The sequence below is a fragment of the Arthrobacter humicola genome (assembly GCF_039531445.1).
Classification (GTDB): domain Bacteria; phylum Actinomycetota; class Actinomycetes; order Actinomycetales; family Micrococcaceae; genus Arthrobacter; species Arthrobacter humicola.
The window spans coordinates 1-2,936 of record NZ_BAAAQB010000028.1 but is presented as its reverse complement, the minus strand read 5'-3'; the positions used below and the strand labels follow the sequence as shown (position 1 = coordinate 2,936).

At 66.3% G+C, this 2,936-nt stretch carries 1 protein-coding gene; it reads right to left on the bottom strand.

Annotated elements, in window-relative coordinates:
- Positions 1 to 173 precede the first annotated feature (173 nt).
- Positions 174 to 2,705 carry an HAD-IC family P-type ATPase gene (locus ABD243_RS09455; protein WP_344364726.1) on the bottom strand — a complete coding sequence of 844 codons (2,532 nt, stop codon included), beginning with the start codon at positions 2,703 to 2,705 and terminating at the stop codon, positions 174 to 176.
- Positions 2,706 to 2,936 lie beyond the last annotated feature (231 nt).

The window sequence follows — 2,936 nt, the reverse complement described above, 5'->3', positions numbered from 1 at the left end:
CCCCAACCACAGGTTGGGGGTCCTCCCGCATTTAACACCCACATCAATTTCGATTTAGAACCCGCACCAGTTTCGGTAAACTCCCAGCAGACTCCGGGGAAAGCCCCGGCTCCACCGGCACACCCCCGGGGGACCTCCCCCACCTGTGGAACGTCCGCGGGCGGGATCCTTCTTCACTTCCGGCCCAGCCCCTGCACCGGGAAGGCGCGGGCGTGGACCCGGGCCAGAACCTCGACTCCGAGGCCCCCGGCGGCCCCGCATGCCACCGCCGCGAGCAACAACCCGCCCGGAGGCCGTGAGAGCAGGAAGAACTCTTGCGCGAGCGGCAGGTTGAGCAGGGCCACCAAGGAGGCGCTCATGGCCACCACCACAGCAAGACGCCCTGCATTGAGGGGCCGGGACACAGCCGAGAGGATCCACAGCCCAACGATGGACAGCGTCAGCACCGAGGCGCTGCTGACTTGTTCTGGCGTCGCCGTGGCGGACAGCGGCGCCAGGGCATTGAGCGTGAGCAGCGAGGCCGTCACGATAAGTCCTGCCGGCACGGAGAACCAGAGGGCCCGGCGCAGGAATCCAGGCTGGTAGCGGCGCGGGTTCGGCATGAGCGCCAAAAAGAACGCCGGGATTCCGATTGTCAGGCCGTCAGTGAAGGACAGCTGGCGGGGAAGGAAGGGGAACTTCCAGTCCAGGAGCCCGAACGTCACTGCGATAGCCGTCGCGTAGACGGTCTTGCTCAGGAAGAGGCTCGAGACGCGTTCGATATTGGCGATCACCTGCCGGCCTTCAGCAAGGACCCCGGGAAGTCGGTCGAAGCGGCCGTCGAGCAACACCAGACGCGCCACGGCCTTTGTTGCGGGCGCCGCGGAGTCCATGGCGATGCCAAGGTCGGCTGTCTTCAGCGCAAGGGCATCGTTGACGCCGTCGCCGGTCATTGCCACGGTGTGTCCCCGGCGTTGCAGCGCCTCGACCATAGCCCTCTTCTGGGCCGGAGTCACCCGACCAAAAACCATGTTCGCCTCCATCACTTCCTCCAGGTGCAACGGATCCTCGGGGAGTGAGCGTGCGTCGAAGCCCTCCGTGACCTCCAGGCCAATCCGGCGCGCAATGGCGGCAACGGTCCGGGGATCATCGCCGGAGATGATCTTCAAACCGACGCCCTCGTCGCGGAAGAACTTGAGGGTCTCCCGGGCATCGGCGCGGGGCTGTTCCCGGAACGTCAGCAGGGCCACAGGATGGAGGGACCCCGGCAGCTCCTCCAACTTCCCATTGCTCGGCAACTGATCAGCGCGGGCCAGAAGCAGAGTCCGCAGCCCTGTCTCAGCCAGTTCGCCGGCCTGACGCAAGATGTCGCCCCGGCTGGGCTCGTTGCTCTGGGGCGGGACGGCGCCGTCGGGAGCAGAGACCGGGGACGTCTCAAGTCCGGGCGACTCCTCCCCCTGCACAAGCATCATCTCCGGCGCTCCGAGAATCCAGGTGCGCGCCGCACGCGTGCGCCCGTTGAAGCTGACTCCGCTCCACTTCCGGGCGGAGGAAAACGGCACTGACCGCACCGGCTGCAGGCCGCCGTCGTACTCAAAAGCCGTACTCAGGCAGCGTGCCGTGGCGTTTGCCTCGGGCTCTGCGCCAAACCATGCCAGGGCTTGCTCCCATCCCGGTTGCGGCGCCAACGGGTGGACGGCATCGAAGACCAGCCCTCCCTCTGTGAGGGTTCCGGTCTTGTCCATGCACAGTACGTCTACGCGTGCCAGTCCCTCGACAGCGGCGAGCTCCTGGATCAGCACATTGTGACCGGCCAGCCGGAGCCCGCCCACGGCGAAAGCCACGCTCGTGAGCAGTACGAGTCCCAGCGGGACGATCGCGATCATGCTGGCAATGAGGCCCACCAGAGCCGGCGTCCAGGCACCGGTGGAATAGGCGGTCTGCCAGCCGCCGCGAGCCTGGATCTCGCCGTTGATCACGAGGATGGCCACCGGCAGCAGGATCCAGGCAATCCAGCGCAGTACGCGGTTAAGGCTGTTGCGGATCTCGGAGTTCACCAGCGAGAAGCGACGCGCATCGACCGTCAGCCGGCTCGCGAACGACTCCGCCCCTACCCGGACAACCCGGGCAGTGCCGTGGCCGGCCACGACGATCGATCCGGAGAGCACTTCCGTCCCCGCGTCCTTGTCCACGGGGTCTGCTTCGCCCGTGAGGAGCGATTCGTCCACCTCGAGGCCGGACGACTCGAGTACTGCGGCGTCGGCAGTGACCTGGTCCCCGGCCCGCAACACCAGGACGTCGTCCTTCACGACGTCGGCCGTGGCGATGTCGTGGATCTGACCCTCGCGCAACACCCTTGCCAGCGGGGCGTTGAGAACAGCCAACCGGTCCAAGGACTTCTTCGCCCTGTATTCCTCGACAACGCCGATCACGGCGTTGCTAACGGCGGCGAGGCCGAACAGTGCGTCTTGCCATTGTCCCAAGAGCAGTAGCAGCAGGAAGCTCGTCCCGACGATTGCATTGAAGAGCGTGAAGACGTTGGCCCGGAAGATCTGCCACAGGCTCCGGCTGGTGGTGTCCGGGACGCGGTTTGTCAGCCCGTGCTCGACCCGCGTGGCCACCTCGCCCTGTGACAGGCCGGTGACGGTCGGCTGGCGTTTGGTGGCCGTCCGGGAGGCACGCCGATGGAGAAAGGCTCGTCTCCTGCGCCGGCGGTATGCCCTCACCCTCCGATGGTATCCGGCGTTGCGTCAGGATGTGATGGAGGGTACAGAACTGAAGAACGATGCCGGGTCGCTACTTTCGGGCTCCATGCCCCGTTTCGCCCCGGATTTCCGGGCCAGACACCCCGAGGACCGTGCTGTGGGGGTGGGTTTGCGGTGGGGGCGTGGTGGGTGTATTGTTTTCTAAGTCGCCGCGAGGGAGACCAGCGGAAATGCTGGGAACCGGAGGCGGCC